This window comes from Streptomyces scabiei 87.22 (assembly GCF_000091305.1).
GTDB lineage: Bacteria > Actinomycetota > Actinomycetes > Streptomycetales > Streptomycetaceae > Streptomyces > Streptomyces scabiei.
The window spans coordinates 2,641,506-2,664,351 of the sequence record NC_013929.1 but is presented as its reverse complement, the minus strand read 5'-3'; the positions used below and the strand labels follow the sequence as shown (position 1 = coordinate 2,664,351).

Here is a 22,846-nt window from a genome sequence, read left to right as displayed (position 1 = left end):
GGTTCAACCCCCCAGGTTGAGCGTGAGTTTGGTGACCGCGAACGCCTCGGCGTAGCGCTCGTGGCATTCGATGCCGCGGATCCGGGCGAGACCGAGGAAGGCCTCCCGGTCGTACCAGGGCCGGTGGCGCTGCGAGGGGTAGTGCTCCTGCAGCAGCCGCACCTTCTGTTCGGCCCTCTCCGCGGCCAGCGGCTGGTAGGCCGCCATGCGGCCGAGGTCGCCGTCCCACTTGACGATCTCGTAGCCGAGCACCAGGTGGTCGCGGAACGCGGTGGGGATCAGCCGTGCCAGGCCGCGGTGGTCCTGGTGGGCGTCGTCGGCGCGCGGGGCCAGCACGAGGTCCGGCTCCGTCGCCGCCCGCAGCTCCTCGACCGCGGACTTGGCCTCCTCCCAGTGCGCGGGCAGCCAGCCGTCCGGCAGCTTGCCCACGGTCAGCCGCAGGTCGGCGCCCGGGCAGAAGGCGGCGAGCGCGGCCCGCTCCTCCTGCTCCCGGTCGGTTCCGCCGCCGGTCAGCACCAGCGCGTCGACGCGCAGACCCGGCCGTGCCCGGCACAGCGTCAGCAGCGTGCCGCCGGCGCCGATGGCGATGTCGTCGCAGTGCGCGCCCACCGCGACGATCCGGTCGGGGCGGCCGGCGCCGAGCCGGATCACGCGCCCACTCCGGTGACGTCGCGTTCCCACACGGCCCACGGGCGGTCGCCCCGGGCGTACGCCTCGTCGAGCGCGGCCCGCTCCTTGACGGTGTCGGTCGGTTTCCAGAAGCCGCGGTGCTGGTGCGCCACCAGCCGGCCCTCCTTGGCCAGCCGCGCGCAGCCGTCGGCGACCAGGTCACCGCCCTCCGGGATGTGGTCGAAGACCTCCTGGCGGAGCACGAAATAGCCGCCGTTCTCCCACAGCGGCATGTCGCTCACCGCGGTGATGCCCCCCACCAGGCCGTCCTCGCCGAGGTCCACGCAGTGGAACGAGGACTGCGGCGGCACCACCATCATCGACGCGCCGGCGTCACGCCGGGCGAAGGAGTCGATCATCTCCGGCAGCGGGGCGTCGGTGAGCACGTCCGCGTAGTTGGCGAGGAACATCTCGTCGCCGTCCAGGTGGTGCCGCACCCGGCGCAGCCGTTCCCCGATCGGCGACTCGACGCCGGTCTGCGCGAAGGTGATCGTCCAGTCGGCGATGTCGGTGGACAGCAGCTCGGTGCGGCCGCCGCGCAGCACGAAGTCGTTGGACGTCGTCTCCTCGTAGGTGAGGAAGAAGTTCTTGATGTGGTGGGCGCCGTACCCGAGGCAGAGGATGAACTCCTTGTGCCCGAAGTGCGCGTAGTAGCGCATGACGTGCCAGATCAGCGGGCGCGGGCCGACCATCGCCATCGGCTTGGGCACGTCGTCGGAGGTTCCGTTGCGCATCCGCATGCCGTAACCGCCGCAGAACAGGACGACCTTCATGCCGTGACCTCGACAATGCTCAGTTCCGGTATCGGGAAGACCAGCCGGCCGCCCCACGCGTGCACGTACGCCAGCTGCTCCACCAGCTCGGCCCGCAGGTTCCACGGCAGGACGAGCACGTAGTCGGGCCTGTCGGCGGCGATCCGCTCGGGCGGCAGGATCGGGACGCGGGTGCCCGGGGTGAACCTGCCGTGCTTGTAGGGGTTGCGGTCCACGGTGTACGCCAGCAGATCCGGCCGGATGCCGCAGTGGTTGAGCAGGGTGTTGCCCTTGCCCGGGGCGCCGTAGCCGACGACCGTCTCGCCGCGCTCGGCCGCGTCGATCAGGAACCGCAGCAGGTCCCTGCGGACCTTGGCCACCCGGGCGGAGAACTCGGTGTACCCGGACAGCTCCTGGAGCCCGGCGGCCTTCTCCCGCGTCAGCACGTCGGCCACCCGCGCGGTGGGCTCGCCGGCCACCTCGGCCGGGCGGGCCCACAGCCGGATCGACCCGCCATGGGTGGGCAGCAGTTCGACGTCCACGAGCGTCAGTCCGCCGCTCGCGAGGGCCCGGATCGCGGAGGCGACGGTGTAGTACTGGAAGTGCTCGTGGTAGATCGTGTCGTACTGGTTCTCCTCGATCAGGGTCAGCAGGTGCTGCACCTCGATCGAGACCCAGCCGTCGTCGGCGACCAGCGCGCGCAGCCCGCGCGTGAACCCGACCACGTCGGGGATGTGCGCGTACACGTTGTTGGCCACGACCAGGTCCGCCGGCCCGTGCTCGGCGCGGACGGCCGAGCCGGTCTCCGGGGACAGGAACGCCGTGAGCGTGGGCACCCCCGCCTCCCGCGCCGCCGCCCCGACGTTCACCGACGGCTCGACACCCAGGCAGCGGATCCCCCGGTCCACCACATGGCGCAGCAGGTAACCGTCGTTGCTCGCCACCTCGACCACGAAGGCGTCGGGGCCGAGGCCCGCCCGCTCCACGGCCTCGCCGACGAACGTGCGCGCGTGCTCCACCCAGGAGGTCGAGAAGGAGGAGAAGTAGGCGTACTCCTCGAAGGTGTCCTCCGGTGTGATCAGCGGAGGGATCTGCGCCAGCCAGCAGTCCGTGCAGACCCGAAGGTGCAGCGGGTACGCCGGCTCCGGCAGGTCCAGTCGGTCCGCGGCGAGAAAGCTCTCGCACGGTGGCGTCGCTCCCAGGTCGACGACGCTCTCCAGCGCCGTCGAACCGCAGAGTCGGCATCCGTTCATCTACTGCCCCCCAATGATTCCGTCCGCCCCGCGATCGCGGCGCGGTACCCCTCCACCAGGTGCTCCAGCCCGACCTCCGGGCTGAAGTCCCGCTCGTAACGGCCCCGGGCCGCCCGGCCCATCTCCCGGCCCAGGGCCGGTTCGGCCGTGATCCCGCGCAGGCACGACGCGAGCGAGGCGGAGTCGCCCGGCCGGTGCAGCAGCCCGGTCACCCCGTCCTCGACGAGTTCGACGAAGGCGCCGTGACCGGCGGCGACGGCCGGGACCCCGGCCGCCATCGCCTCCACGACCACCAGGCCGAACGCCTCCAGCCACGTCGAGGGAGCCACCACGGCGACCGACCGCGCGACGGCCTCGCGGACCTGCGCCGTGTCGTACAGGCCGGCGTACCGCACGTCGTCGCGGCCCGCCGCCCAGGCGGTCACCTCCCGCTCGAGCGGCCCCGCCCCGGCGATCACGAGCGGTACGCCCACCCCGCCGTCGGCGGCCAGCTCGTCCCAGGCGGCCATCAGCAGCCGTATCCCCTTGGCCTCCGCCAGCCGGCCCAGGTACAGCAGGTGCTCGCCGTCACCCTCCCGGCGCGGGCCCGGGTCGGGCACGAAGTTGTGCTTCACCGCCAGCCGTTCGGCCGGCATGCCGGAGCGCACCAGGACGTCGCGCTGCGCCGCCGAGATGCAGAAGAACCGCTCCACACCGGACCACCACCGCCGCCGGTTCACCGAGAGACTGACCGCGAGCGGCACCGTCGCCAGCCGGGAGTTCCGGTAGCAGCCGTGCCGGACGGCGGGCAGCGGCGTGGACCCGACGCACTCGGCGCAGGGCCGGCCGTCGCGCTGCAGCGTGCCGGGCGGACACACCTGGGTGTAGTTGTGCAGCGTCGCGACGGCGGGCACTCCGGCGTCCGCGCAGGCGGCCAGGACCGCCGGCGACAGCAGCGGGAAGACGTTGTGGACGTGCACCACGTCCGGCCGCCCGGCGCGCAGCTTCGCGGCGAGTTCCCTGCGGACCGCCGGGTTCCACGGCACCAGCAGCGGGATCGCGGCCTTGCCCGGCAGGGACCGGGCGGCGATCTCGTCGCTGCGCCGCTCGAACAGCTCGACCCGGTGGCCGGCCGCGCGCAGCAGCTCCACCTCCTGGTCGACGACCTTGTTCTCGCCGCTCGGCTGCGCCGAGGCGTAGCGGTTGTGCACCACGAGCACGTGCATGCTCAGGCCACCTCCGATCTTCTGACCCAGCGCGTGACGCGCCGTCGGGGGACGGTGGGGGGCGGCGGGGCGCCGGCCTCGGCGGGCACCGCCAACAGCGAGGCGGCCACCGCCAGATGCAGGAGATACGGAGAGGCGTCGCCCAGTCCGGCCTCGGTGTACGACGCGATGCCGCAGTAGCTGATCAGGAAGATCGCGCAGGCCCTCGACAGCGACGGCGGCCGCAGCAGCGCGACCCCGCCCAGCACGACGACGATCGCCGCCACCAGCGTCACGCCGGCCATGCCCTGCTCGTTGAAGACGGCCAGCCAGCTGTTGTCGATCGGCAGCCCGCCGAAGGACTTGTCGCCGAGGCCCATGCCGAACAGGTACTCCGAGGTCGTGCGGGGCGCCGCCAGCAGCGCCTCCCAGACCTTGGCCCGGCCGGTGAGGCTGGTGAAGTTCTCCTGGCTCTGCCCGCGCAGGAACCACGACCGCAGCGCGGGCCCGAACCCCACCGCGGCCACGGCGGCGCACAGCACCACCCAGGCGAAGAACCGGCGGGCGGCGGTGCTGGTCAGGAAGAGCGAACCGATCGCCAGCACCAGCCCGATGAGCATCCCGAGCGTCGCCGTGCGGGTGTGGGTCAGCGCGAGCAGGACCAGGGACGGCACGATGACCAGCGCAGCGCTGCCCCGGGTCGTCCGGCGGCCCAGCAGGAGCAGCACGGACAGCCCGATGATCACCGCCGCGTACTGTCCGATCTGCGGCGGGGTGAGCGGCCAGAGCGCGCCCACCAGCCGCCCGCCGTACAGCTCGGGCAGGGCGGCGCCCGGGGAGACGACGGCGCCGAGGGCCACCGATGCGAGGACCACGAAGTACATCCGGATGTGCAGCCGGACGAACCTCAGCTCACCGTCCCACCAGCGGGTGAGCAGCCACAGCGTGCTGACGAAGAGCGCCAGCCGGGCGCAGCGGAACACCGCGCCGAGCCCGGACTCCAGGTCCGCGCTGGAGATCACGCTCGGCACCAGCAGCAGGGTGAGCAGGAACAGATAGGCGTTGGGGCGCACGCGCAGCCGGGGATTGACCACGAGCGCCAGCGCGAACGCGGCGACCAGTGAGCCCATGGTGACCATCTGGATGAGGGAGCGGGGCAGCGGGACGATGGTCCTCGCCCCGGCGGAGCCGAGCGTGTTGAGGACCAGCAGCCCCCAGACCGTCCCGACGATCTTCGACGTGTGGTCGGTGGTCATCTCAGCCGCCCTTCCCGGCGCGGTACCTGCTGCCCGCGTCCTGCCGGTACGGCGTGTCCCGCCACTGGGCGAAGTCCAGGACCCGGCTCGGGTCGTGGACGACGAACCTCCACGGCCCCCGGTAGACGTTGTCGTGCCAGCGGTTGTGCTGCTTGCGCGTGATCGCCTCGGCCACCCGTTCGCCCCGGTAGGGCGACCAGTCCGGATAGGTGCCGTAGTTGGCCAGCACCGCCATGCGGTCGCACTTCACCGCGCAGTCGAGGACGGACTTGTCCAGCACGAAGCGGTTGTCGTGGACGTCCACCCGCTGGGTCCGCCACCGGCAGTCGTCGTAGAGCGGCGCGGTGGTGATCGCCGGCCGCTTGCAGCGCTTGATGTCCTTCACCAGGAGCGTGCACTCGCCCGAGGAGGTGTTCGCCGGGCTGTTGCAGAACCGGTCCGCGTTCTCCCACAGGGTGATCCCGGACCAGTTGTTCTCCAGCACGTTCCGGTAGATCTCGATCTTGTCCGTGCGGGCCCGGACCCGCGGTTCGCCGCCGGACTCGGAGATGTAGACGGTCGCGAACGGGAAGGAGTCGCCGCGGTCGGCGTAGTCCCGGCCCTCGACCCAGTTGTTCCGCCGGATCCTGTTCTGCCGGACGACCGCGTTGTAGCTGGTCTCGTAGATCAGCGCGGCGCCGTCGTTGTCCTCCAGCAGGTTGCCCTCGATACGGAAGTCGTTGTTGTTGGTGTCCGCCCACAGCCCGGCCCCGCGGTTGTCGTGCACCCAGTTGCCGCGTACGTCGGCGCCGTCGACGGCCCAGAACTTCACGCCCCCGGTGCAGCCGCAGCCCGGCCGCCGCTTCTCCCAGTCGTCCGTGTTGTTGCCGGTGATCTCGTTGCCCTCGACCACCAGGCCGGTGATACGGCCGTCGCCCTTGTAGGCGTTCATGCCGTACTGGCCGTTGTCGCGCAGGCAGTTGCCGCGCACCCGCTGGCGGGCCCCGGCCATCAGCCCGGCGCCGGAGTTGTTCTGGACCGTCGTGTGCTCGATGACCCAGCCGTCGGCCGAGTCGTGGTTGACGACGCCCTCGTCGTGCGGCGCGACGAACCGCTGCACGGTCAGATGACGGATCGTGACGTCCGGGGCGCTGCCGCCGAACGCGTACTGGTTGGTCTTCCGCCCGTCGAGCACCGCGCCCGGCGCCCCGAGATAGGTGTCCCCTTCCTTGGGCAGCACCTGGGCGTAGCGGTCCGGCCCGAGCCGGTGCTTGCCCGGGAGCAGCCAGAACGTGGTGCCCGGCGGGTTCTCCTCGGTCTTCACCGCCAGGTCGCCGGGCACGGCGGGATCGACCGTCACCGCGCCCGCCGGCGCCTTCGACGGCCCCGCCGCGCGCTCGGCGCACACCCCGGCCACGGCCGTGGGCGGTGCGGTGGGCGGCTTCGGCCGCGCGTCCGGCGTGCTGTCACAGCCGGTCGCCGCCAGCAGGGCCAGCACCACGGGTGCCACGGCCCATGCCCGGTGCCGCCACGTGATCCCCAAGCGTCCTCCCTAGCCGCGGAACCCGAGTACGGTGGTGAACCCCTCCGCGCCGTCGGCGAAGCCCGTGCCGATCAGCGTGGTGGCGGGTTCCTTGCGACCGAAGCCGGCCGAGTACCAGCCCAGCGGCGGGTCGCTCTCACCGCGGTGCGCGCTCCAGGCCAGCTGCCCGGGCAGGTCGAGCACCGCCGAGCGGTCCTCACCGTCCCGCGTCCAGGTCAGTTCCGCGCGGTGGCCCACCAGGTCCGCGGCGATCGCCGGGCCGAGGTGGAAGGCCAGCCGCACGGCCCGGCGCGGGCTGTGCCGGCCGTGGATCTCGTCGACCACCCGCAGCTCCCGGCTCGCGGCCGTCAGCTCCACCCGGCGGCGGTGCACCGAGGGCGCGTAACCGTCGTGCTCGGCGCACCAGCGGGCCGTCCCCTCCCCGGACGTGTCGGAGACCAGGACCCGGCTGCGGGCCTGCCGCGTCCACAGGAACGGGCCGCCGGAGACGGACTGGTCGGTCCCGTCCAGCTCCAGGGTGTTGTGGCCGAGGGTCGACCGGAAGTAGCGCCGCCACTCCGGCTGTCCGTGGTAGCAGTACGTGCCCGGGTCGGCGAACACGTCGACCCCGTCGTGCCGGACCTCCAGGGACAGCGCGTCCGCGTGCGCGTGCGCGGCGATGGACAGGAACCCGTGCGGCCCGCCGTCGCAGCGCACCCAGATCTCCCGCGGGCCACGCAGGATCGTCATGCCGGCGTCGGCGAAGCGGGTGGGGCGGCTCGCCGGGCGGGTCACGGACAGTTCGGTTCCGTTTTCCGGGTACGGCTTGACGAGCGCGGCCAGCAGCGGGGTGCGCACGTCGGTGCCGGTGACCGCCGGCCACCAGTCGAGGCGGCCGAACACGGCGTCCCCGGTGGCCAGCAGCGAGGCCCAGCGGTCGGTGCCCGCGCCGTCCACGATCAGACCGTGCCCGTCGTCCGCGTCTCCCTGACGCGGCGGCCTCAGACGGTTGTCCACGACCGCCGCGAGCGCGTCGGTCATGCGCAGCAGCACCGGGCGGACGGTCGCGGGGACCTCCACTCCGGCGGCGTCGGCCTCGGCCAGCGCGGCCAGGCCGAGTTCCAGGACCAGACCGTGGTACTCGGTGGCCAGCTCGCGGTTGAGGCCGGAGAGATACGTGTTGGCGCGCAGCTGCCGCTCCAGCGAGCGCAACGCGCCGGCCCGCCAGCGTGCCGACTCGGGGAACCAGTCGAACGCGCAGGCCGCGGCCAACTGCCCGGCATCCTCGGCGATGACGTGGTTGTTCGCCGAGGAGCCCCGGCTGGCGAAGGCGGCGAGCCAGCGCTGGTGGTGCCAGATCTGGTCGCGCGCCACCGGGTTGCCCTCGAACAGCCCGGCCGCGCCCGGCCAGCCGTCGAGCAGCCGGCGGACCCACACCCAGGACAGCAGCCGGATGCCCAGCTCGATGCCGCTGAGCCAGTGGACGCCGCGCAGCGGGGGGTTGGCCTCCCACCACGACCGCAGGTGCGCGGCCACGCGCTCGGCGTACCGCTCGTCGCCGGTGATCGCGTAGGCGGCCGCGAGCTGGGTGAGGTACTGGTGCCGGGACGGCTCCCAGATCTGCTTGATGTCCCCGACCGCGTCCTCGCTGCGGTACGGCACGTCGAAGGCGTAGCCCTCGGGGGCCCGGCGCCCGGTCTTCGGGTCGAACCACCAGTCCGGGTCGGCCAGGTCGTCGCGGACCACGCCGAAGAACTCGGCGTGTCCGTCCATGAGCAGGTCCGCCTCGGCGACGAGCCGCTTCGCTGCGTCCGGGGGTACGGCGGCGATCGTGCCGGCGGGCAGCACCGCGGTGAACCGGGCGCCGATCACGCTCGGGCAGTCGGGCGGCGTCGCACGCCAGCGCCGTCTGCGCAGGGTGTCGCCCACCCGGCCCGCGACCTCCTGCGGCCCCATCCGGGACAGCCGCCGGAGGTACCAGCCCACGCTCATCGTCATCAGGGCCCCGCCAACGTCACCGGCACGCCACCGGCCAGGCCGGCCTGCACGGCGAGGGTGGCCGCCGTGGTGGCGACCAGGGACTCCAGCGGCACCGGCATCGGCCCGCCGGTGCGCACCGCCTTGACGAACGCCGCCAGTTCGGCGTTCTGGCCCTTGTCCCGGGCCTTGGGCAGCCGCGAACTGACCCACTTCTTACGGCCGTACACCGAGGCCCGCACGAAGTCGTCGAGGCGCAGCGCCCGGCCGTCCGCGACCAGGTCCAGCGTCTCCTTGGGGAAGCCGGACGGGCCCGTGGTGACGTAGCTGATGGTGGCGGTGGAACCGTCCGGGTAGCGCAGCACGACCTGGAGGTCCTCGTTGCCGGACGTGGCGGTCGCGTACACCGAGACCGGGTCCGCGTCGAGCAGCCAGCTCGCCGTGTCGATGAAGTGTCCGCCCTCGCCCACGAACCGCGAGCCCTCGGAGCCCTGCCGGAGGTACCAGCTGCCGTGCGCGAGGCGGCCCGCGTTGACGAGGTAGCGCAGGTGCGCCGGACCGCTCCGGGCGCCGAACTGGGCCCTGGCTTCCTGGAGCAGCGGCGCGAAGCGGCGGTTGAAGCCCACCTGGAGCCGGTCGTTGCCGGACTCCTCGACCGCCGCGAGCACTCCGGACAGCTCGTCCTCGGTGAGGGCCAGGGGCTTCTCCACGAACACGGTCTTGCCGGCCAGCAGGGCCTGCCGGGTCAGGGCGGCGTGCGAGCTGTGCCGCGTCACCACGAACACCGCGTCGACGGACTCGTCGCCGAGCACGGCGTCCAGGTCGGTGGTCGCCCTGGCGAAGCCGAACTTCCGCTGCGCGTTGGCCCCGGACAGCGAGGTCGTGGTGACGACGGTCGACAGCTCGACGCCCTCGCGCCGGGCGAGGTGCGGCAGCAGCATCGACGTCGCGTAGTTGCCCGCGCCTACGAACGCCAGCTTCACCGGCGTCCTGGCGGCCCGGGCCGGGCTTGCCTTCACCTGCACCGCGGGCACGGCGACCGCAGGAGCCTTCGCCTCCTGCGTCTCCGCCGCCTGCTCGGGGTACCGGAACAGCGCGGTGACGGCCTTCAACTCGCCGTCCTTCAGGCGCCGGTAGGTCTCCACGGCGTCGTCGAAGTCGGCGACGTGGGAGATGAGGGGCTCCACGTCGACCTTGCCGCGGGCGGCGAGGTCGAGGAAGCAGGCCAGGTTGCGGCGCTCGGTCCAGCGGACGTAGCCGATCGGGTAGTCGCGCCCCTCCAGCTCGTACGACGGGTCGTATCGCCCGGGGCCGTAGGAGCGGGAGAACCGGACGTCGAGTTCCTTCTCGTAGTACGCGTTCCACGGCAGGTCGAGGCGGCACTTGCCGATGTCGACGACCCGGCCGCGGTCCCGGGCCAGCTCGGCCGCCAGCTCGACGGGCTGGTTGCTGCCGCCGCCGGCGGCCAGGTACACCTGGTCCACGCCGTGTCCGTCGGTGAGTTCGGCGACGGCGTTCTCCACGGCGGTGGAGGCGGGGTCGCCGCAGGCCGCGGCGCCCAGGCGCTCGGCCAGCTCGCAGCGCGCGGGGTCGGGGTCGGCACCGACGACGCGGACGCCGGAGGCGGCCAGGAGCTGCACCACCAGCTGGCCGATCAGCCCGAGGCCGATGACCAGGGCCACCTCACCGAGCTGCGGCTCGCCCTGGCGGACCCCCTGCATGGCGATCGACCCGACGGTGCCGAAGGCCGCGTGCTGCGGCGCGAGACCGTCCGGCACCGGGACGTAGAGGTTCTTCGGCACCCAGTTGAGCTCGGCGTGCAGCGCGTGCTCGTTGCCGGCGCAGGCCACCAGGTCGCCGACCTTCACGTCGTCGATGCCGACACCGGCCTGCTCGACCACGCCGCACAGGGAGTAGCCCAGCGGTGTGTAGGAGTCCAGTTTGCCCATCACCTTGCGGTACGTGGCGGGTACCCCGTTGGTGGCCACGCTCTGCATGACCTTGGCGACCTGGTCGGGGCGGGAGCGGGCCTTGCCCAGCATCGACATGCCGGCCTCGGACACCTTCATCATCTCGGTGCCGGTGGAGATCAGCGAGTAGACGGTGCGGACCAGCACACCGCCCGGCTTGCACCCGGGCACCGGCACGTCGAGCACCGCCAGCTCGCCGCTCTTGTAGTTCTGTACAACCTGTTTCACCGAAGTCCCCTGATTCCTAAGCCGTTTGCCGAGTGCTCTGGTCGGAGCGGGAGGTCGCGTCGCGGTACCAGTACTCGAGGGTCAGCACATGCCACAGATGCTTGGAGAAGTCCTGCTGTCCGGCGGCGTCCTCGGCGACCATCCGGTTCAGCGCGTCCCGGCGCAGGAAGCCGGACCGCACGAGCTCACCGTCGTTGACCACCTCGCGCACCAGCGGTGCCAGGTCGCGGCTCATCCAGGCCCGCAGCGGGGCGCTGAACAGGCCCTTGGGCCGGTACACGATCTCCCGGGGCAGGATCGAGGTCGCCGCCTCCTTGAGCACGGCCTTGCCCTGCCGTTTGACGATCTTGCGGTCGCCGGGCACGGCGAACGCCGCCCTGACCACCTCGACGTCCACGTACGGCACCCGCACCTCGGTCGAGGCGGCCATGCTGGAGCGGTCCGTGTAGGTGAGGTTCAGGCCCGGCAGGAACATCCGGGCGTCCGCCAGGCACATGCGGTTGACGAAGTCGTCGAGGGCGTTGTCCTCGTAGGTGTCGGCATGCTCGGTCAGCACGTCGTCGACCGTCCCGGCCAGGTCCGGGTCGACCAGGGCGAGCAGTTCGTCCTGGTCGTACATGGTGTAGCTGCGCCGGAACGCGGTCTCCTCGGGCAGGTCGGCGAAGGAGAGGAAGCGCTTCGCGAAGCGCACCGAGCGCAGGCCCCGGCGGGAGGTGGCGACCGGCAGCCGGTCCACGATCCCGGACACTCCGCGCCGCACGGGCCCCGGAACGCGCTGGTAGCGCAGCGCGAGCACGTTGGCCAGGTGCTTGCGGTACCCGGCGAACAGCTCGTCGGCACCCATGCCCGAGAGCATCACCTTGACCCCGGCCTCCCGCGCCGCCTGGCAGATCAGGAAGGTGTTGATCGCCGCGGGGTCGCCGATGGGCTCGTCCAGGGAGTACGTCATCTGCGGCAGCAGGTCGAGCACGTTCGGGGCGATCTCGATCTCGTGCAGCTCGACGCCGAACCGCTCGGCCACCTGCCGGGCGTAGCGCAGGTCGTCGGGCATGGCCTCGAACCGGGCGTCCTCGGCGCGGAACCCGATCGTGTAGGCGGAGATCCCCGGCTGGTGGCGGGCCGCGAGAGCGGTCAGCCAGCTCGAGTCCAGGCCGCCGGACAGGAAGGTGGCCACGGGGACGTCGGCGAGCAGGTGCTTGCGGGTCGACTCCTCCACGATGGCGGCCAGGTCCGGCCGTTCACCGGCCCGGGCCCGTGCCCGGCCCTCGGCGGCGACGTCCCGCAGGTTCCAGAACCGGCCGCGCTGCACCCGGCCGTCGGGCCGGATCCGCAGCCAGCTCCCCGGCGGCAGTTTCTCCGCCTCGCGGAAGGCGCACCGTGAGTCCGGCACCCAGTAGTAGAGGAGCGAGGCCACCAGCGCCGCGTGGTCCACCTCCAGCGACCCGCCCGTCACGGCCGCCAGCGCCTTCAGCTCGGAGGCGAACACCAGCCCCTCGCCGCGCCGCAGCAGGAACAGCGGCTTGATGCCGAGCTGGTCGCGGACGAGCACCAGATCACCGGTGCGCTCGTCGAAGATCCCGAACGCGAACATCCCGCGCAGCCGGGGCAGACAGTCCGTGCCCCACCGCCGCCAGGACTCCAGCAGCACCTCGGAGTCGGAGGTGCCGCGGAAGCGCACCCCGGCGGCCTCCAACTCGGCGCGCAGCTCCGGCGCGTTGTACAGCTCCCCGTTGTACGTCAGGACGAGGCCGTCCTTGACCATCGGCTGGGCGCCGGTCTCGGACAGGTCGATGATGGACAGCCGGCGGTGCCCGAGGTGCACCTCGCCGTCACCGACGGGGTGGCTGTACCGGCCGGCCCCGTCCGGACCGCGATGGGCGAGGACGTCGGTGAGCCGGTCGGTCACGTCCTTCCCGTCGGGCCATCGGTACGTACCTGCGATGCCGCACATGTGCTACCGCGCCTCCTGGTCGCTGTCCGGGACCCGCTCCGCCCACATCGGCAGGCGTTCCGTCCGCCGCCTGCCCTCGCCCACCGCCTGAACGGCGTGGGAGGTACCCCCGCCGCCGCGCACGGGCTGCCGCTCGCCGCGGCCGCGCACCGCCCCGTGCGGCCCGTTCCACAGCGTGCCGTCGGTCCGGTCCCGCGGATCGGGGTCGATCAGCACCACGCCGACCACCGCGATGCGCTGGTCCGCGAGCTGCCGTGCCACGGTGTGCAGCCAGGCGACGCTGCCGTGCCCGGCCCGCACGACGAGCACCGTCCGTGTGCCGAGGTACTGCAGGTCGGTCCACGCCGTGCCGGGCGCCACCGAGCCGACGCCGATCCTGAGGTCCTCGGGCGCCATGGCCTCCGCCTGCGCGCCGTCGACCACGGCCGGGCCGCCCGGCTTCGGACGGCGGCCCGAGAGCTCCCGGCCGGGCAGCCCGTCGACGACGGCCACCGGCCCCTGGGCCGCCAGCACCCCCGCGAGGTCCACGGCGATCTCGCTCGCGTTGCGCGCACACCCCAGCTCCAGCAGCGACAACGGGTCCGTCGAGCCGCGCACGGCGCGGGTCAGGGTGAGGGTGAGCCGTTCACGCGCGGCCCGGGCCGACCGGCGCCGCCACAGCCGGGGCGGCCTGCGGGGCAGTTCCGACAGGACCGAGGTGCCGAGGTGCGCGGCGATGTCCCGGCGCAGCACGGGGCGGTCCGCCACCACCGTGCCGACCGCGGCCACCGCGAGCCCGAGGGCCAGCCCGAGGACGAGCCCGATCGCCGCGTCGGTCGCGGCGGTCCTGGGCAGCGAGTGCCGCACCGCCCGCGGCGCGTCCACGATCCGGGTGCCGGCGACCAGCTGGGGCGTGCCGATGCGCGCCTCGGCCGCCCGCTGGTCGAAGTCGGAGATACGGGAGGTGAGTTCGGCGCGGCGGGCGAAGAGGGACTCCATGTCCGCCGAGGCGCTCGGGTTGCCCTCCGGGGTGCCGTCGCCGATGGCCTTGTTGACCTTGGCGAGGTCGGCCTTGATGCGGTCGCGCTGCTTGAGCAGGGCCTTGGCCTCCGCGTCCGCCGCCTCCTGGATCCGCCGTACGTGGTCGGCGACGAACGCGTCGGCCAGTGCCTTCGCGCGGGCCACCGCCACCGCGTCGCTGTCCCCGCTCACCTCGATCTGCAGCAGGTTGTTGGTCAGGCCGACGCCCCCGTAGTCCTCCATGAAGTCCTCCGGCTTCTCCGAGGACCCGAGGGACTTCAGGGCCTTCCCGGCGATCCGGGTGGTCTGCAGCAGGGCGACGTCGGTGCGGATCAGCGTGCCGGGGTCGTTGGGCTGGTCCTCCTGGTGCGCGACCAGCACCTTGGTCACCGCGGTCGGCGGCGGCGGCAGCAGGACCGCCACCCCCACGCCGCCGAGCAGCCCCAGCAGTGCCATGGAGCCCCAGAGCCGACGCCGCCTGCGTACCGACACCACCAGCCCCTGCAGGTCCAGCAGCGGGGCGGCGGCCGACGACTCCGGAGTCGTACTCGTCGTCACCGTGCACCTCTTCTCGCGTCCTCGCCGACCGCGAAGGCGGGCGTCACGGCTTCCGGCGCCGGGCCGGCGGTCCGGGACGCACGCGACGCCCGGACCGGGCCGGCGAGGACGATGCCGACGATCTCGTGCTTGGCGTCCGCGCACGCCTCGGTGATGCCCGCCAGCTCAGCGGCGGTCCAGCTGCCCGCGCTGAGCACGACCAGGACCCCCGACTCGTGGACGCGGTCCGGCACCATCGGCCGGCCCACCGGAACGCCCACCACCCGCAGCAGCGGATCGCTCCCGGCCTCGACGACGAGCCGTTCGGCGGCGCTGCGGGCGGTCTCGTCGCCGTCCGGGACGACCGCCAGCAGCCGCCGGGGGGCCGGCAGCTGTTCCCGCAGGCGGCCGCAGACCCGCCGGTAGCGGATCTGTCTGCTGGCCTCGTCGCCGGAGGTCCGCGGGGCCGGCAGGTCCCAACGGACGTCGACGCCCAGCAGCCGGCGCAGGAGTGCTCCCGGGCCGCGGCCGCCCGGCCGGTGCGCGGACCGTCCCACGGGGACGTCGACGGCGCCCAGCAGCGCCGAACCCAGCGCCGCGGCGATCTCCGTCTCGGTCCGCAGCCGGCGGCTCATCCGGGCGGCGACGAGATGGCCGGCGACCGTGCACAGGAAGAACAGCAGGGCCCCGGCGGCGATGAGCTGGGTCCTGGTCGGCGGGGACTCGCCGACCGGCCGGGCGGCGGAGCCCATGACCACCAGGTTGGCGGCCTGTTCGTCGGCCGGGTCGGCCTGGTCCAGCTTGTCGATGGCCTCCTGCAGCGTGGTGCGCAGCTTCGCCAGCTCGGTACGGGTCTGCACGCTCTCCACGGTCTCGCCCGACCCTGCCTGCTCGGCCAGCTCGGTGATGCGGCGACTGGTCTTCTTCACCGTCTGCCGCAGCGCCTCGGGAGCCCCGGTCTCGGGGTCGGCGCTCTCGCCCGCGACCTGCTTGGCGAAGGCGACGAACTGCCGGGCCACCTGGTCGGAGAGCTGCTGGGCGTGCTCCGGGGTGTCGGCGGTGCCCGAGATCTTGATGATGTTCCCGTCGGTGGACTTGGCGCTGACGTGCTCCCGCACCTCGTCGCCGCCGACCCCGGTCCAGCCGAGCGCCCCGGCAGCGCGGTCCACCACCACCGAACTGGTCGCGATCTCCGCCTGTGTCAGCAGCTCGCGCTCCTCCCACGCCCCCGGCAGCAGCACCGACGCCGAGGTCGTGTACCGGGGCGGGAGCAGCAGGGAGGTGCCGTAGCCGACGAGCGCGCCCACCACGGTGAGGATGATGAGGAGCCGTCGGCGCCGGCGGATAATCCGCCCGATCGTGACCAGGCGTATCGTGTCTTCGCTCAACGGCGCGGCCTCGTTCCCGGCCCGTCCGCGCCGCCCGGCCCGCCCGCGCCGCCCGGCCCGCCCATCCCGTCCGGACCGCCCGTCGGCGCCGTGTCCTTCGCCGGGCTCGGGGGACGGTCGCCGCAGGCCGCGGCGTACGCGGCGAGCAGCGACCGCTGGGAGTTGCTCCAGGACAGCGCCCCGCCGATCCGCTCCTGGCCGATCTTGCCCATACGCGCCCGCTGGTCCGGATCGTCCAGCAGCCCCGCGACGAGCCCCGCGAAGGCCGACTCGTCGTTGGCCGGCGCGTACACGGCGGCCTCACCGGCGGAGACCCGCGCCTCGCGGAGGTCGAACGAGACGATCGGCCGGCCCATGACCATGTACTCCAGCACCTTGTTCATGGTCGACACGTCGTTGAGCGGGTTGCGCGGGTCGGGGGAGAGGCACACGTCCGCGGTCGACAGGTAGCGCGCCAGGTCGGCGTCCGGGATGCGCCCGGTGAACTCCACCCGGTCCGCGAGCCCGAGCCGCCGGGACAGCTCCACCATCGCGTCGAAGGTGTCGCCGGCGCCGACGAACACCGCGTGCCAGTCGGTCCGCCCCCGTTCGTCGCGCAGCCTGGCCAGCGCCCGCAGCGCGTAGTCGACGCCGTCCTGCGGCCCCATGACACCGAGATAGCACAGCAGATGGGGCTTGCCGCGCTTCAACGCCGGCTCGGGCGGCACCGGGTGGAACCGGCCGGTGTCGGGGGCGCTGCGCACCACGAAGACGTCCTCGGGCCGCTTGCCGCCGCGGCGCACCGCGACGTCCCGGTAGCTCTCGTTCGTGGCGAGCACGACGTCCGCGGCCCGGTAGGTCCGCCGTTCCAGCGCGCACACGGCGCGGTAGAGCAGGTCCTCGCCGCGGTCGAACCGCGACAGGTACAGCTCGGGCACCAGGTCGTGCTGGTCGAAGACGAAGCGCGCGCCCCGCCGCTTCATCCACAGGGCGGGCAGGAACAGCAGGTCGGGCGGGTTGCAGGCGTGCACCACGTCCACCGGGCCGACCTTCCGCGCCAGCCGGACCGTGTGCCACAGCGCCGAGCCGTACTCCCGCAGATAGCCGGACGGCCCCCCGGTGGCGGCGCGCAACGGGTACCGGTGGATCCGCACCCCGTCGATCTCCGCCTCGGGTTCGGTGTCCCGCTTGGTCCCCTGCGGGCAGATGACGTGCACCGTCCAGCCCGCGTCCCGCAGCGTCGTGCACTCCTGCCACACCCGCCGGTCGAACGGCACCGAGAGGTTCTCCACCAGAATCAGCGCGCGCCGGCCCGGCCGGCTCCCGCGCCTCACGTCACCAGGCAAGGCCCACGTACCCCGGTTCGGTCCGGCGCGTGTCGGCGTCGGGAAGGTGGACGAGATCGACGATCACCCGGCCGTCGCCGTGCGGCAGCGCCGACAGCACGGCCGGGTCCCGGGTACCGACCAGGACCACCTCGGCGTGTTCGAGCACCTCCTCGACGGAGTCCGCGAGCAGCTGGGCGAGGTGCGGCAGCCGGGTCTCGATGTACTCGCGGTTGGCGCCGAGCAGCCGGGACAGGCTCACGTTGGCGTCGTAGATCTTCAGGTCGTACCCCTTGCCGAACAGCCTCTCCGCCAGCTCGACGAGCGGGCTCTCGCGCAGGTCGTCCGTGCCGGGCTTGAAGGACAGCCCGAACAGTCCCGCCCGGCGCCTGCCGGTGCGCTCGACCAGCTCCACCGCGCGCTGCAGATGGTCGGCGTTGGAGGGCAGCACATGGGACAGGATGGGCACGGACACGTCGGCCCGCTGGGCCGCGTGGACCAGGCTGCGCAGGTCCTTGGGCAGGCAGGAGCCGCCGAAGGCGAAGCCGGGCCGCAGGTAGGCGGGGCTGATGTTCAGCTTGCGGTCGGCCAGGAACACGTCCATCACCTGGTGCGAGTCCACGCCGAGGGCCTGGCACACCGCGCCCAGCTCGTTCGCGAAGCCGATCTTGAGGCCGTGGAAGGCGTTGTCCGCGTACTTGATCGCCTCGGCCGTCGGGACCGGCACCCGGAACACCTCGCCGGGCAGGCCGTCGTAGAGCGCGAGCACCGCGTCGCCGCTCGCCGTGTCGAGTTCGCCGATGACGGTCTTCGGCGGGTCGAAGAAGTCCTTGACGCTCGTGCCCTCGCGCAGGAACTCGGGGTTGACCGCGACCCCGACGTCCACCCCGGCCGTGCCGCCGACGTACTTCTCCAGGATCGGCACCAGCAGGTTCAGACAGGTGCCCGGCAGCATGGTGCTGCGGAACACGACCGTGTGCCGCCCGCCGCGTTCGGCGAGCGCGGCGCCGATCTCCTCGGTGACCCGCTCCAAGTAGGTGGTGCACAGGCTGCCGTTGGGCTCCGAGGGCGTGCCCACGCAGACCAGCGACACCTCGCTGTCCATGATCGCCTCACGGACGTCGGCGGTGGCGCGCAGCGCACCGGTCCGTACGACCTCGGCGATCAGTTCGCCGATCCGCTCCTCCACCACCGGGGCCTTGCCGTCGTTGACCAGGTCGACCTTCACCTGGTTCACGTCCACCCCGACGACCTCGTGCCCCATGCTGGCCAGGCACGCGGCCGACACACAGCCCACGTAGCCGAGCCCGAAAACGCTGACTCTCATGACCCGTTCCTCCCCCCAGGCAGGCCCCCACGGCCTGCGGTCCGCGCTTCGGCGGCGTCGTCGAGTTGCGGTTCCCGGCGCATCAGTAGGCCCCCTGCCCGTGGATCACCGCGCGCAGCGTCTTCCAGAGGATCACGCTGTCGAGGGCGAGCGACCAGTCCTCCACGTACCGCAGGTCCAGGCGCACCGCCTCCTCCCACGACAGGTCGCTGCGTCCGCTGATCTGCCACAGACCGGTGAGGCCGGGCTTGACCAGCAGCCGCCGCCGGATGTCCGGGCCGTACGCGGCGGACTCCTCCGGCAGCGGCGGGCGCGGACCGACGAGCGACATCGATCCGGTGAGTACGTTGAGGAGCTGGGGGAGTTCGTCGAGCGAGTAGCGGCGCAGCACCGCCCCCACCCGGGTCACCCGCGGATCCCGGCGCAGCTTGAACAGCGGCCCGGCGCCCTCGTTGCGGTCGGCCAGCGCGTCGCGTGCCTTGTGCGCGCCGGTGACCATGGTGCGGAACTTGAGGATGGTGAACTCGCGGCCGTCCTTGCCGACCCGGCGCTGGCGGTAGAACGCCCCGCCCCGGCTGTCCATGAGCACCAACAGCGCGACGAGGGCCATCAGCGGCGCGAACAGCATCAGCAGAATCGTTGCGCCTATGCGGTCGACGACTTCCTTGACCGCCCGGCGGCCCCCGGTGAAGGCCGGCATGCTGACCCGCAGCAGCGGGATCCCGAGCACCGCGTCGACGTGCAGCCGGGGGCCGGCCACCTCCATCAGCACCGGGGCCACGACCATCTCGGCGTCGCTGCCTTCGAGGTTCCAGGCCAGCCGCTGCAGCCGGTGCGGTGACCAGTGCGGGTCCGGGGTGACCGCGACGACGCGGTAGCCGTCGCGGCGGACATGGCCCGCGACGTCCGCCAGACCGCCGACCACCGGCACGCCGTCCAGGAACTCACCGCCGAAGCCGAGGCCGTCCGTGGTGCACACCGCGTCCACCCGCCAGCCCAGGTGCGGGAACTTGCGTGTCCGGGCGATCAGATCACTCACGGTGGCCGGGCTCCCGGCGGCGAGCACCGGTCTCAGACACCGCCCCTCCTTGCGCTGTCTGTGCAGGGAAAGACGCAGCAGATAACGCACGGTCATGGTGACCAGCGCGATCGCGGGAATGGCGACGAAGATCCAGAGTTTGATGTTGCGCGAGGTGAGAGCGATTCCGCCGAGCGCGAGCACGACGGTCGCCGTGAACAGCGAACGTCCGAGCCGGCGGAATTCCTCGGCACCCTGGCCGAGTACGGCGGGAGCCCATGCCCGGCTCACCGCGAGCGCACCCAGCACCAGCAGTTCGGTGCCGAATGCAAGAATTCCCCACTTCTCGTGCCAGTTGGCCGCGTCCCGGGCCCCGAAGAAATTACCGATCGCCGCCACCACGGTGGCCGTGGCCACGGTGTCGCTCATGATCACGGTACGGCGGTAGCGCTGCTCCCACTCGATCGTGGTCCCGCTGATGGCCCCGCTCGCCAGACGCCCCCGCGCCGACGGAAACGGGCTGACCAATTCCCCTTGCCGCACAGAACCCCCCAAGGTTCCCAGTGGTTCGACGTGTTCGCCGCACACTGTTTCCTCGCCCCGGGAGGCCCCCGCCCCCCGTACCGTCCCTCCCCTCGGGAGGCCCCCGCCCCCGCGTTCGCGCTTGCTTCTTCCGGGAGGCCCCCGCCTCCCGCGCCGGACATCCGGCCGTGCCGGTACTGCTCCGTCCACTCGTCCCGGCGGCGGTGGACACCTACGGCCCGTGGGCTTTCGAGGCGCGCGAGAACTCTCGAAATCCCGGGTGCTCCCCGCACCCAAGGCCCCCTCCCGGGCTCCGGGAATGATCACCCCTACGCCCGGCGACGGGGTCGCGAAAGCGAATTTTCCCCAGGGCTGGACCTATTGATCATTAACGGTCGCCTCGTGCTCGAACAGCTGAAGCACGGTCAATCTAGACCATCGGGGCCAGTCTTGAAGAGGGGATGTGTGTAATTTGTGTTCAAGCTTTGGGGCTGAAACGACCAAGGGTGGCCGCCTATGGACGCCTTTACGCCATCGGGTGTTTCAGGAGCCTCACCGGGCCACCGGACCCGGATTCCGCGGCGCCCGGTTCCGGCTCTCCTTTCCGCTGGTCAGGGCAGGCGGCCGAGCCGCCCGTCCGCCCGGCCGGAACAACGTGATCGATCAGCCCCGCGAGGCGCCGCGACTTGATCGTGACGGTGCCCCGAGGCACCCGCCCCGGGTCCGGTCCGGCCTCGCACCGAGTGCGGCCGGACCGGACGACCGCCGTGATCGTCCCGGGCGCCACTCTGTTCGACGGGCGCACCGCATCGCCGAGGTGGGCCGGCAGAGCCGGCGCTCAGCCCGAGCGGGGCGTCGAGCGCCGGGCCGGGGCTTCGGAGGGACGGGCCGGGGTCGGTGACGACGCGGCGGGCCGCTCCGTTCGTTCGGTGGCCGTGGACGGGCTCGCCGACGGCACGGTGGTCTCGGCGCCGGTCTTCTCCGGCCGGGTCGAGGGGGCCGGGGTCGGGCGCTGTTCGCCGGGAGAAGGGGTGCCGGAGTCCGACGGGGCGGGGGAGGGGCTGCCGGTCGCGGGGGGCGGGGCCAGGGGGACCGAGGGGGAGCGGGGGGTGTCGCTCCCGGCGAGGCGCACCGGCAGGACGACGAGCGCGACGGCCGCGCAGGCGGCGGCGGCACCGGCCGCGGCGCGCACCAGCCGGCGCCGGGCGGCGGCGCGGCGCACGGTCTCGAACTGGCCGGGGGGCGGCCCGAGATGGACGGCGGGGGGACGCAGGACGACCGTGAGCGGGTCGTCGTCGGGCGCGAACCCCGGGCCCTCGTCAGGGCGTGTGGTCAAGGCTTCTCCTCAGATGGGCGCGGAGCAGTTCGCGGGCCGCGTGGAGGTCGGCCTTGACCGTTCCCTCCTTGCGTCCGGTCAGCACGGACACCTCCCGGATCGGCATGTCAGCGTAGTAGTGCAACAGGATCGGCACGCGCAGCCGTTCCGGCAGTGACTGCACGAGCAGCCGCACCGAGGGGTCGGACGACTCGGCGTGGTCCGGCAGCGGACGCACCGAGGCCTCGGCGGTGACCCGCCGCATCGCCCTGCGTTCGCGTTCCGTCCTGCGCCAGTGGTCCCGCACCAGGTTGGCCGCGGTGACATAGAGGAATCCGTGCGGCTCCGCCACGGACGTCCAGCGGGCCCACAGCCGGGTGAACGCCTCCGACGCGATCTCGTGGGCCGTCCCGTCGTCGTCGACGAGCCGACGGCACCAGCCGGCGAGGCGCGGATAGAGGGCGGCGAACAGTTCGGACGCGGCCTTCTCACGGGACCGTTTCAACGCTCTCCATGGTCGTGGTGGTGCGGCGAGCGGCAGCGGTGACGGGCCGGCCGCGGGATCCGGGTGCGGGCCGGGGGTCACCGGGCCGGGGGGCTCAGCGTGGCGAAGACGATCACGTTGTCGCGGTACTCGCTCCCGTTGCGCGGGCCCCCGCAGGTGACCAGACGCAGGGCGGGACGGGCCACGTTCCCGTAGACCTCGTCCGTCGGGAAGGCGGACTTGGCGACCGTCGTCACGGCGTCGACGGTGAACCGAGCTGCCGTGCCGTTCTCCAGGCGCGCCTCGATCCGCTCGCCCCGCCGCAGCGTCGCGAGCCGGCGGAACACCCCGTCGCCGTGACGGCCGACCGTGACATGGCCCAGGATCACCGACGGGCCGGTCTGTCCCGGGGTCGGCGAGTGCTCGTACCAGCCCGCCCGGTCGTGCGCCGTGATCGGGGGCACCTCCACCGTGCCGTCCGGGGCCAGCCCCAGCCGGATGAGAGGGGTGTCCACCCCGATGCCCGGGATCAGCAGCCGGACCGGGACCGAACGGCCGAGGGGCCGTACGGCGCCGGACGGCGCGGCCGGGGGTGACGGGGCCGGGTCGCCCGCGGGGGGTGCGGTCGTGGTGCGGTCGGTCCGCCGGTCGTCGCAGCCCACGAGCAGCGAGGCCGCCGCCGCGGCGGCGAAGGCGCGCCTGGAGAACAAGGTCACGCCCCGTTCGCCCGCCGGCGGCGCAGCAGCACGACGGCCGCGCCGCCGCCGACGAGCAGGGCGGTGGCGCCCGTACCGGCCAGCACGCCCGTGCTGCCGGATCCCTCCGAGCCGGTCGCCGCCCCCGTGTCGGGCGCGCCGCTGGGAACGACGGAGACCTGGCTCGGCGCCGGGCTCGCGTCCCGGCGGTCCGGGACCTTGGTGGGTCGGGTCGCGGGCTCCTCGGCCGGGGCGGAGGGGACCGCGCTCGGTGCCGCGCTCGGTGCGGTGGATGCCTCGCGCGGGGCGGTGGTCGGGCTCGTGTCGTCGGCGAACGCGGACGGCGCGGTCGCCAGTACGGCGGTGAACACGAGTGCCGTGGCACTGAGGACGGTTCGGCGCATGGGTCGCTCTCTCTCGTCGGGCTCAACGGGCCTCACCCGCTGCCGTGTTCGGCGGGGGCGACGGCTTCGTGTGCCGCCCGGCCGGTCACCGGCACGCGGCGGCATCAGATGT

At 73.0% G+C, this 22,846-nt stretch carries 18 protein-coding genes; all 18 read right to left on the bottom strand.

Annotated elements, in window-relative coordinates; translation table 11 throughout:
• Positions 1 to 3: 3 nt before the first annotated feature.
• On the bottom strand, positions 4 to 651 hold the full coding sequence (locus tag SCAB_RS11090; RefSeq protein ID WP_013000159.1) for a PIG-L deacetylase family protein: 648 nt from the start codon (positions 649 to 651) through the stop codon (positions 4 to 6).
• Positions 648 to 1,442 (bottom strand): glycosyltransferase family protein, encoded by a 795-nt coding sequence (locus SCAB_RS11085; RefSeq protein WP_013000158.1) that lies wholly within the window; start codon positions 1,440 to 1,442, stop codon positions 648 to 650. Before SCAB_RS11085 ends, SCAB_RS11090 begins: the two co-directional genes overlap by 4 nt.
• On the bottom strand, positions 1,439 to 2,674 hold the full coding sequence (locus tag SCAB_RS11080) for a class I SAM-dependent methyltransferase (protein ID WP_013000157.1): 1,236 nt from the start codon (positions 2,672 to 2,674) through the stop codon (positions 1,439 to 1,441). The genes SCAB_RS11085 and SCAB_RS11080 overlap by 4 nt, the downstream gene beginning before the upstream one ends.
• Positions 2,671 to 3,879 carry a glycosyltransferase gene (locus tag SCAB_RS11075; RefSeq protein WP_013000156.1) on the bottom strand — a complete coding sequence of 403 codons (1,209 nt, stop codon included), beginning with the start codon at positions 3,877 to 3,879 and terminating at the stop codon, positions 2,671 to 2,673. The genes SCAB_RS11080 and SCAB_RS11075 overlap by 4 nt, the downstream gene beginning before the upstream one ends.
• A 2-nt stretch (positions 3,880 to 3,881) precedes the next feature.
• Complete coding sequence (locus SCAB_RS11070) at positions 3,882 to 5,114, bottom strand: membrane protein (RefSeq protein ID WP_013000155.1); 1,233 nt, start codon at positions 5,112 to 5,114, stop codon at positions 3,882 to 3,884.
• 1 nt (position 5,115) lies between these two features.
• Positions 5,116 to 6,636, bottom strand: coding sequence for a right-handed parallel beta-helix repeat-containing protein (locus SCAB_RS11065; protein WP_013000154.1), 1,521 nt, complete (start codon positions 6,634 to 6,636; stop codon positions 5,116 to 5,118).
• 9 nt (positions 6,637 to 6,645) lie between these two features.
• On the bottom strand, positions 6,646 to 8,613 hold the full coding sequence (locus SCAB_RS11060; RefSeq protein ID WP_013000153.1) for a heparinase II/III family protein: 1,968 nt from the start codon (positions 8,611 to 8,613) through the stop codon (positions 6,646 to 6,648).
• On the bottom strand, positions 8,613 to 10,790 hold the full coding sequence (locus SCAB_RS11055; protein ID WP_013000152.1) for a bi-domain-containing oxidoreductase: 2,178 nt from the start codon (positions 10,788 to 10,790) through the stop codon (positions 8,613 to 8,615). Before SCAB_RS11055 ends, SCAB_RS11060 begins: the two co-directional genes overlap by 1 nt.
• Positions 10,791 to 10,806: 16 nt before the next feature.
• Positions 10,807 to 12,741: an asparagine synthase (glutamine-hydrolyzing) gene (asnB, locus tag SCAB_RS11050; RefSeq protein WP_013000151.1), complete on the bottom strand. Its 1,935-nt coding sequence runs from the start codon at positions 12,739 to 12,741 to the stop codon at positions 10,807 to 10,809.
• A gap of 3 nt (positions 12,742 to 12,744) precedes the next feature.
• Positions 12,745 to 14,298 (bottom strand): Wzz/FepE/Etk N-terminal domain-containing protein, encoded by a 1,554-nt coding sequence (locus SCAB_RS11045; protein WP_013000150.1) that lies wholly within the window; start codon positions 14,296 to 14,298, stop codon positions 12,745 to 12,747.
• On the bottom strand, positions 14,295 to 15,665 hold the full coding sequence (locus SCAB_RS11040; protein ID WP_013000149.1) for a Wzz/FepE/Etk N-terminal domain-containing protein: 1,371 nt from the start codon (positions 15,663 to 15,665) through the stop codon (positions 14,295 to 14,297). The genes SCAB_RS11045 and SCAB_RS11040 overlap by 4 nt, the downstream gene beginning before the upstream one ends.
• The gene (locus SCAB_RS11035; protein WP_408054973.1) at positions 15,662 to 16,978 is read right to left on the bottom strand and encodes a glycosyltransferase family 4 protein; all 1,317 of its coding nucleotides are present in this window, start codon (positions 16,976 to 16,978) and stop codon (positions 15,662 to 15,664) included. Before SCAB_RS11035 ends, SCAB_RS11040 begins: the two co-directional genes overlap by 4 nt.
• Position 16,979: 1 nt before the next feature.
• The gene (locus SCAB_RS11030) at positions 16,980 to 18,296 is read right to left on the bottom strand and encodes a nucleotide sugar dehydrogenase (protein ID WP_013000147.1); all 1,317 of its coding nucleotides are present in this window, start codon (positions 18,294 to 18,296) and stop codon (positions 16,980 to 16,982) included.
• Between the two features lie 82 nt (positions 18,297 to 18,378).
• Positions 18,379 to 19,857, bottom strand: coding sequence for a sugar transferase (locus SCAB_RS11025; RefSeq protein WP_013000146.1), 1,479 nt, complete (start codon positions 19,855 to 19,857; stop codon positions 18,379 to 18,381).
• A gap of 817 nt (positions 19,858 to 20,674) precedes the next feature.
• Positions 20,675 to 21,172 carry a hypothetical protein gene (locus tag SCAB_RS11020; RefSeq protein ID WP_013000145.1) on the bottom strand — a complete coding sequence of 166 codons (498 nt, stop codon included), beginning with the start codon at positions 21,170 to 21,172 and terminating at the stop codon, positions 20,675 to 20,677.
• Positions 21,156 to 21,656, bottom strand: a complete 501-nt coding sequence (locus SCAB_RS11015) for an RNA polymerase sigma factor (RefSeq protein ID WP_013000144.1) — start codon at positions 21,654 to 21,656, stop codon at positions 21,156 to 21,158. Before SCAB_RS11015 ends, SCAB_RS11020 begins: the two co-directional genes overlap by 17 nt.
• 77 nt (positions 21,657 to 21,733) lie before the next feature.
• A complete protein-coding gene (locus SCAB_RS11010; RefSeq protein WP_013000143.1) occupies positions 21,734 to 22,351 on the bottom strand; it encodes a class F sortase in 618 nt (205 codons plus the stop codon).
• Positions 22,348 to 22,734: a hypothetical protein gene (locus SCAB_RS11005; RefSeq protein ID WP_013000142.1), complete on the bottom strand. Its 387-nt coding sequence runs from the start codon at positions 22,732 to 22,734 to the stop codon at positions 22,348 to 22,350. The genes SCAB_RS11010 and SCAB_RS11005 overlap by 4 nt, the downstream gene beginning before the upstream one ends.
• Positions 22,735 to 22,846 lie beyond the last annotated feature (112 nt).